Below are 8,276 nucleotides of genomic sequence, written 5' to 3' on the forward strand. Positions count from 1 at the left end.
TGATGTGCTCGCCGGCGTAACCGTTCGGGGTTGCTTTTCGATTGCACCCGTCTAACCACCCGATATTGAACACCAGCAGGAACAGCTAAAATGTTACCCAACTGACAATGGTCGCGCATGCCTGTTAGCCAATCACTGGCCATGAACGCCAACAATTTTTCTTCAGAAGCATGTAAACGCAACCAGCTACCCAAACGGGTTGCAGTGTGTTCGGGAAAGCTTAAGCCAATTTTGCCCTCTCCCTGTGTGACCAATCCCCGATGCAATTTTCCAAATAAAGCTTTCAACAAAATGGGCTGAGAAAACTCAGGATCGGGCAAAATTCGAATATCAAGATAGTGATTCATGCGGGTTTAGTCCTTGTCACCAAATACGCCACCGCGAATCAAGGTGGCCATGACGTAATGCTGGTTTTCAACTGAAGGCGCTTGGTCTTTCAACACCCAACTATCAAGCAAATAATAAAAATCGGCTTTTTGTTTAGGTTGACGATAGGCCTTGCCTTGTGATGTAACTGAACCATAGGGCTCAACAGCAATCGGGCTAGGGTTGATATCGCTGTCATCATCTTGTGGATACCAAGTATCGATGGTGCGCAGCGCGTTACTGATTTTTTGGCTGTGCATCCCTGCAACGCCATTAACAACATACAGCGTCTTGCTTTTATCCCCTTTGCCCTTGTCCAAAATCAATTCTTGCGAAGGGTAGACCTCTTGCCCATCACCCACCCGCACAAAAGCCACCACGTCTAACAGAACATGGGCTTTGCCTGATAAGCCTTGTTCAATCACGTTGGCCAGTGTGTCTAATTCCGTTGCCTGATCTGCTGGGACATCGAAATTGCGCAAAGAAAAATCGAGGGCATCAAAACGCCATTGCTGTTGAATTTCACCCTCGGCACGGCGGGTAATGTCGACCACAATTTGCTCTGCCCCAATGCGATTGCGCCACAGAAAACGGCCATTAGCCAAGTTAATTGCATAGCGCCGCGCCAATTCGCCAAACCCCTGCGTCTCGACATAGCTTTTCACCGTTGCTTGTAACTTATGCTGATAATCAAGATTGTTGCAGGCCGAAGGTTCGCCTGCACCGGCCAACACGCGCAAGGTAAAACGCACCCGTAGGGTATCTGCATCATTTGGCAAGCTGGCTACATCAACAGTTTGTAAATTTGGGTTTTGGATTTGTGCATCGAGTTTGGCAGGGTCTTGATCTTTTGTCGAAAGACGATTCGAAATGGTGCCGCGCACAGATTTTTCGTGGACAACCACATCGGGCCACAGATTGCCTTGTGCCATGTTGCTCCATTGCCCTGCTTTGAATAAAGCATCCGAGGCATCTAATTTACGTTCAAAAGCCAAAACAGAGGCGGTTTTTAAAGCATCGTTCTTTGCCATGTGAAAAATTCCTTATGCAGAAAATGTGTTTGAGTCGGTATAGAAATTGACACAACGGTATAACCCTGTGTCAGGTTCTGCTTGATAGCGCCAAAGCATCTGTGAAAAAGACGTTAAACGGTGAGGGGCAATCCATTCCCCTAAGGAATACAAACACTCGACAAAGCGGGTGGGGGTTTCCGCATCGCGAGTATTCGCTACTTCTCCAACGGCATGGAGTGGTGATAATCCTGCATAACCAATTGGCAGCGGTACCAACCAACCGGTTGCAGGTTTGTGCACCCGCCATTCGACAGACTCGGGGTCAGTGGCGTTGTGGGTAAACGGGGCTATGTTCAGTTGTGTCAAATCCAACAGGGCATCTAACACCGTTGTGTTTGGGGGGAGGGTATTGAGATGTTTGAGTAATTTATCCGGACGGTGTACCAAAGCGAAGCCGGGCAAAAGGCTATAACGCTGCTTTTTGAAAAAGGCGTCTTGTTCGGTTTGTTGTTGTGGTACGGTTTTCCAATAAGCCCGTTGTTGCTCTCCCCACGGCAAGATACTGCCCCCCGCAAAACGCATCGCATTCACTTCTGTATGAACGGCTTGAATTAACGGTGTTGTTTCTGTATCACCAAACAATTCATCTTTGACTGCGATAACGAGGCTGATGTCTAAATGAACCCGCCCTTCCTCCACGATTGTGGCCGGTGTCCCATCCTTATTGACAGGGTTTCGGTTGAGATGAAAGACATATTGATATTTGCTGGCTAGACGGGTGACTTGTGGTTCAAAGCGATGGCATACCACACCGACCCCAGCAAACCCTTTTTCTAACACGCCAGCTGCCAATAGCTTGCGCTCGAGCGCATGGGCAAAGCCTAAAAACGCTGATGGCGGAGGAAACCCCCAAGAGAAAGGGCCAGAAATGGCATTGGCGTTTTGGATCTGCAAATGGGGTAACACCAACAAACCAGCGGTGTCCAATTGAGGGTTACGCATGGTTCAAACTCCAACGGATGATTTGTAGGCGATCTTCCAACACGGTTTGCCATGCCTGCGCTTCGGCATCGCCAAAGTGCAGCTGTTTGTGATTTTTGTCTAAGGCACTGTTTAACCAATTCGCAAAATTTTGCGTGATTTCATCCAACCATTGCCCTTGGCGGCGGTGATTGGCAAAGTCCTCATCTTCATGCCCACGCTCAGGATCAAGCCAATATTGCTCTGCCTCATCCAACATACTGTTTTTGCTCCAGCCGGCGGGCAAGGCTTGTAATTCTGCGGTGTATTGCAACAATTCATCACAAATGTCATCAATCAGTGTGGCGCGGGCCTTACGAATGGCGACATTGTTGTAATCCCCTGCGTTTCCCAACAGGTTTTTCAGGGCATTGAGTGTGAATCTGACATTTTTTCGGCGGCCAAATAGCGAAAAGATGCTGCGTTGTTGCAAGGGGGCTTGAATGGTATGTTGGCTTTGCCAAGTTGGTGGACACGAGGCCAAGAGCCAATTTTCGCCGTGCCGCTCACTGTTTAATTGGCTGATGTTCTGTGGTTTCGTGCCGCCAAAATGCTGCGTTGCTAGGTTCGGATAATCCCGATAACCGTGATCGTGATGTTTTTTCATTCTGCGGGCCTCGCGGGCGGCCTTGGCCTCGTCAGAAAAACGGTCTCGGCGCATCGTATTCCAAACATGATGGGCCAAAGAGGTTGGAAACAGGGGTAGCAACAGATGGTAAGTACCATCGGATAAGGGCCAATAGATTTGCTTGCTTAGCTTGTGGCTGGCCAATTCGCCTTTTGGCTCTGGTAAAGTAGCAAATGCTGCACGCCAGTTTTCTGCTTCTTGTGTTTCTCCGCCGGCGTATTCACAAAATACCTCTATTAACGCTGGATGTTCAGTGAGGCATAAATCTAAGACCGTTTGCTCGGCGACTTTTAAACGTAGAAATTTGTAAACGTCCAAAGCTGCTGCATTACCGACAACGTCCGGTTCCAGCCGATTGTTTAGACTATGGCTACCAAATTCATGGTGTAAGGCTGTTTTGTGACCAGTGCTGCTTAGATTGGATCCTTTAGCATCAGGATGATTGAACTTTAAGGCGTGGGTAACTTGTTGAATTTGCTCTACCCGTTTCGCGGCATCGGCAATCCAAACAGCAGGCCTAAATTTAGCGATCGAGTTATCTCTCGCCTCGATGTCTTCCGCTTTGAGTTTGTCTAACTTCCCTTGCAATCTTTCGATTAAGAAAGACGAAATCACCGTTCGAATAGCAAAAGCTGTGATCGGTGAGGCATCTTCAGACAGTATTTTGCTCATCAACCCTCCTAATTATTCCTAAAAAATGCTCTATTTTCTAAAAAATCCTAAATGACCATGATAAAGCCAAGTAACGTTCTCTCTTTGTGGTAAATCAAATAACCCATAACGGTTAGCACAATGTTCAATCGGTAGGTTTTTGTCTTCAGATAGCGTTTCCAAGGCGCTTTCATAATCAGGGGTGGCCCAATTTGATATGTTTTTTCCTAAGGTGAGAGAAAGTGGCATCCAACGACTGTTTTGTAAGGTAAATTGCCCTTCTTTCTCCAAACGCACCAAATCAAGGCCACCATTGGCATTGGGCTGTAGCGTGTGTGCGGCTCGGCCTTCAGGGTCGTGCCGAAAAGGGGTTTTTCGCTGTAAGAAACCACTCTGATGAGCCAGTGTTTTCCACCAGTAGGTCACAGGTATTTGCTTTTGAGCACCGCCAGCTGCCTGATTTAGCATTAAATCTTTCAAGGTTGCGTGCTCAAGGTCGGCCAAATTATGTTGCGGATCGAGCGTGTCTCGTTCTGCAATCCGTGGTGCGGCAGTGAGTGGTTGCCATTGCTCTGGCACAAGCACGTGGTCTAAATCGTGAGACGCCATTGGAAAACTGGCATTTTCAAAACCGGGCCGAACAAAAGCGAGGCGCTGACCTTGCGCTGCTTTTAAGTTGTGAGACATCAACCAGACATTCGGTGAGGCATCGGGGCAGCGTTCTGTTCGATGCCGCTTCACCCGTCCAGCCAATTGGATGATCGAACGCAATGACGAAGGCTCAACAATCGCCCAATCATAATCATGGTCACGTCCAACTTCTGCCACGGCGGTGGCCAAGACAATAAATAGATGATCTTGTACTGAGGAGGTCGTCAGTGCTTGTTGGATGCTTGGATGTTCAAATACCGCTTCGGGATGATGGCGCTGTAATACCTGATCCAAGGTGTGTTCAAGTGCTGTGCGAACTAATAAGGGATGGCGCGAGTGGTAAACACAAAGATGAACGTGGACACCATCAGGCGCTCCATGAGTGAACAGCCATTGAGCAACACGACACAGTGGATCGATGTTAGCCATTCTAATCAAACCAAAGCTGACCTTTTTCCCTGTGCTGGGTTGTGTTGTGTGATGTTGTTGATGGAGCTGTAAAGCATAATCAAGGCAACTGGTTGCCCATTGCTCGTAACAGACGGATTCTTTTTGCGGTGGGGTCGGGGCGGCAGTAAGGTCTGGCTCAAATGGGACAACTTTGGCTCGCCGCCGTGGCTCGATGGCTTGGAGTTTGGCGACTCGACGTGACACAAATTGTGTGTGGCGGGCGAGAAAAGTCTCTCCTTCATCATAGAAATCAGCCTCACTACCATACTCATCAAACCATGCACACACGACTGCTGAAGATTGCCCGTGTCCTCGGTGTGCTTGAAATGCCTGCCGTCCTTGTTGATACGCCAAAAATAAACCGTGTACTAACGCTGGCGGCAAAGTGGCTGAAGACAACAAGACTCGGCTTCCAAGTAGCCCTGCCCAATGTACTAAACGAGCAATGGCTGGCAAATCTTCTTGGGAAAAATCATCAACCTCGTCCAATACCAAATCTGATGTCATCAGTCGCAACATCGGGGCAATTTGATGTCCCCCTCGCGTGCTTTCTGTTGCTGGCATCAAATGGTCAATGGTGCAAGTCAACACAGGCGCATCCAATAAGCGTAGGGCTTGGCTATTTTTGCCTAACCATGTTTTGAGAGGCCCATCGACCAAACAGCCTTCGTAGTGCACATAATTGTGTTCTGGTAACAAATCGACCGAAGATTCATTGCCAAAGGCATCGCGGCTTGCCAATGCCTCAATTAGCGCTTGCTGCGCCGAACCACCGACTAAAACAGCCAAATCGGTCTCATTCAATCCTAAGCGTTTGCCATAGGCCGCACCTGTCTGGCGGGTGAGAGTGCGCAGCCCCATTGCCACCGTAAAACGTGCGCCTTTTTGTGCATGGGCTAAACCATAGGCAATACGACCATTTGCCAAGGTTTTTCCGCAGCCAGTCGAGGCCATATTCACCCCAAAAAATCCGTGTTTTTCGCTGCGTTCTGCCCATGCTTCTGCCAAATCAAATGCTTGGTTTTGCCAACGAAATGCCCCTTTGCTCCGTTCACGAAAACCTTTGTGGCGTGCAATGCGCGGTAGTTGTCCATCTAACAGCGGCAAAGTGCGCAAAATCCGTCCTGTGTTGACCTCTACGCCAATCAAATGCTCATCGAGTCGTTGATTTAATACCCGCCCTTCGGGTGTATTGCGTGTGTTGGCATAAAGCGGTTTTTCTTTCCCTTTCACAGGATCGCCATAACGCGGTTGACTGATTTGGCTGGAGTAAAAATGGTCTCCCAACATCAATCCCATGCGTGCGATGTGTAGCGCATAAGGGCTTTTTACCCACTGTTGAGCGAGTTCCGTTTTTAATAGATGTTGACGTTGTAATACAATATTTTTTGCGAGACGAGAGGCGTGTTGTCGCCAATGTTGACTATTCCACGGTAGATTTTTTTTAAATGTCCAACAGGCTTTTTTCTCGGATTCTTTGCTATCTGGACGAGCGCCACACCAATTGGCAGAAATCAGCTCTGGCAATCGCTGTAGCAACCCCTCACGGTTAATGTCCTCCCCATTTCTCATGTCTGGTTCAGGCAAGCGATGGTGACTGACAATTAACCAACCAATCATCTGGGCTAAAGGTGGCAGACCTTTTAAGGGCGCGGTGAAAGTTTTGAGATCATCTTGTTTGAACTCGACTGGTGGCCATTCGGTTAGTCCTTCTCTATCCTGTAAGGCTGTTAGCCAAGCGATATCGTCTTTGCCACAGCTTCGCACAAAGGCTTCAAACAAGCGCAGCGACACCCATTCATGACGAAAGGCATCCGCTTGGGGCTTACCAGAGCTTAATTTTTTCTGGAAGGCATCATTGGCTTTGCCAAAATCGTGAAAGAGTGCTGCCATTTGTGCGATGAGCCGGATGTCTTCTAAGCCATGCCAGTCATTCTCATCTGCTTGTCGCAGCACATCACGACGGGTCGTGTTGGTGGGCGTGGCGCCTTGTGCATTGAATTGGCGCGCATCTCCGACAATCCACAATAATTCACTGTGATTGTGACCTCGGTTCCAATGACAAGCGACAGCCATATTTTTACGGGCGCTACGTCGTAATAGTCCGTATAGGGTATTGAGCCCTGCTTGGGTGATAATCGTTTTCCACGTGCGGTCACCGTGTCGTTCGGCAAATTGGTCAAGAATACGACGTGTTTCTGTTAGCGCGTTTTTGCTGCACTGAGACACCAGAACAATATTCATTTGGCAAGAGATCCTATCGTCAAAGCCACATCTTTTAATGTATCAATCATGAAATCTAACGCTTCGTGTTGTGCAAAGGCTTGTAGGCAAGCTTGGCGGAAAGTTTGCTCGTCATCACCGCGTGTTGCAGAGATAAAAGCTTGTGGTAATACAATCGCGTCCTTGATTAGATCAGCTACATCAAAAACCAATGCACCACGACGTGTTTTTCCATGCAACACAGCCAACCCGTGAGGTAAACCCAGTACCCAAGTTGCTGTGGCAGCAAGCCCATAGGCGAGATAATTGCCGTGATCTAAAAACCGATTTGCAGGGTCGTGCCCGTTGCCGCCTTTGCTGCGAGTGAAATCACCATATTCAGTGGCATTGGCTGCTAACTGAAATAGTTTTTTGCTTAGACGTGCCTCTTCAGTCAGCAAGGCTGTGTGATCGACGGCCATTTGATTTCGCTCACTGGCATTGCGTAAAGCAGCAAGTAACACGTCAGAAGGCACATGAAAACCTGCTTCGGATAACCGCCGGTTGTTTTGCCAAAGGTGTGCGACTTGTTGTAAACGCTTTTCCTGAAAGACTTTTGCAGCTTTCAAACGCAAATTGTCGTCAAACCAAAACTTCACCCACGATTGCAAATACTCTGTTGGCCGATACTCGCTTTGTGGTGAAAACCAAACAATGTCGACATCTATTTCATTGGCGCTGTAAAGCGGCGTACCGCCGCCCCCACAAAATCCAACTAATACCCCTGCTTTAGCCAGTTCGCGCATCGCATCTCGTGTAATGGATGTACCTGTACCGAGTAAAATACACGTGGTATTGGCAATTGGAATATTCCAGTACAATGATTGCTTACCTTCATCGGTGACATATTCCACACGCCCGCCGTTCACCAAGACACGGCAATATTCTAGGTAATACAGATTGGCTCTTTTGGAATGCAAAATCGTTTTCAGTTCGGAGGGGGTGAAGGCTTTCATGTCTACAATTTCATCAATTTAAAACTTGATTTTTGTAGAAAAAATTCTATTTGGCAACTGTAAAAAAATAAAATATCTATTTGTTTTTGATGAATGAGAAAAAATTCTATGACTCAGATCATTAGGTTACAATTTTTGCCTCATCTTCATTCTTAACACCAATATGCTGCCGACCGCCTCCAACTTGCGCCCACTGCGTTAAAGAATTGGGTCGATCTGTTTGAACACTGGCAGGAGCAACACATCATGGCACAGCTGACACACACACCGGTAATGACT

6 protein-coding genes are annotated in these 8,276 nt (G+C 47.9%); all 6 read right to left on the bottom strand.

From position 1 onward, the window contains the following. Positions 1-347: type I-F CRISPR-associated endoribonuclease Cas6/Csy4 (gene cas6f / locus ACTBZS_RS11130; RefSeq protein ID WP_463044174.1), on the bottom strand; the 347-nt coding region annotated here is incomplete at its 3' end. Positions 348-353: 6 nt separating this feature from the next. Continuing rightward, positions 354-1,397 (bottom strand): type I-F CRISPR-associated protein Csy3, encoded by a 1,044-nt coding sequence (gene csy3, locus ACTBZS_RS11135; RefSeq protein WP_463044175.1) that lies wholly within the window; start codon positions 1,395-1,397, stop codon positions 354-356. A gap of 12 nt (positions 1,398-1,409) precedes the next feature. Further along, the gene (gene csy2 / locus ACTBZS_RS11140) at positions 1,410-2,381 is read right to left on the bottom strand and encodes a type I-F CRISPR-associated protein Csy2 (protein WP_463044176.1); all 972 of its coding nucleotides are present in this window, start codon (positions 2,379-2,381) and stop codon (positions 1,410-1,412) included. Beyond that, the gene (gene csy1 / locus ACTBZS_RS11145) at positions 2,374-3,699 is read right to left on the bottom strand and encodes a type I-F CRISPR-associated protein Csy1 (protein ID WP_463044177.1); all 1,326 of its coding nucleotides are present in this window, start codon (positions 3,697-3,699) and stop codon (positions 2,374-2,376) included. Before csy1 ends, csy2 begins: the two co-directional genes overlap by 8 nt. 30 nt (positions 3,700-3,729) lie before the next feature. Further along, positions 3,730-7,023 carry a type I-F CRISPR-associated helicase Cas3f gene (gene cas3f, locus ACTBZS_RS11150; RefSeq protein ID WP_463044178.1) on the bottom strand — a complete coding sequence of 1,098 codons (3,294 nt, stop codon included), beginning with the start codon at positions 7,021-7,023 and terminating at the stop codon, positions 3,730-3,732. Continuing rightward, positions 7,020-7,997: a type I-F CRISPR-associated endonuclease Cas1f gene (gene cas1f, locus ACTBZS_RS11155; protein ID WP_460430994.1), complete on the bottom strand. Its 978-nt coding sequence runs from the start codon at positions 7,995-7,997 to the stop codon at positions 7,020-7,022. The genes cas3f and cas1f overlap by 4 nt, the downstream gene beginning before the upstream one ends. Positions 7,998-8,276: the final 279 nt, after the last annotated feature.

The organism is Aquaspirillum sp. (assembly GCF_055136605.1).

Bases quoted from the DNA above. Each gene is read 5' to 3' on its own strand.
- csy2 (WP_463044176.1), bottom strand. From the start codon at position 2,381: ATGCGTAACCCTCAATTGGACACCGCTGGTTTGTTGGTGTTACCCCAT.
- csy1 (WP_463044177.1), bottom strand. From the start codon at position 3,699: ATGAGCAAAATACTGTCTGAAGATGCCTCACCGATCACAGCTTTTGCT.
- cas1f (WP_460430994.1), bottom strand. From the start codon at position 7,997: ATGAAAGCCTTCACCCCCTCCGAACTGAAAACGATTTTGCATTCCAAA.
- cas3f (WP_463044178.1), bottom strand. From the start codon at position 7,023: ATGAATATTGTTCTGGTGTCTCAGTGCAGCAAAAACGCGCTAACAGAA.
- csy3 (WP_463044175.1), bottom strand. From the start codon at position 1,397: ATGGCAAAGAACGATGCTTTAAAAACCGCCTCTGTTTTGGCTTTTGAA.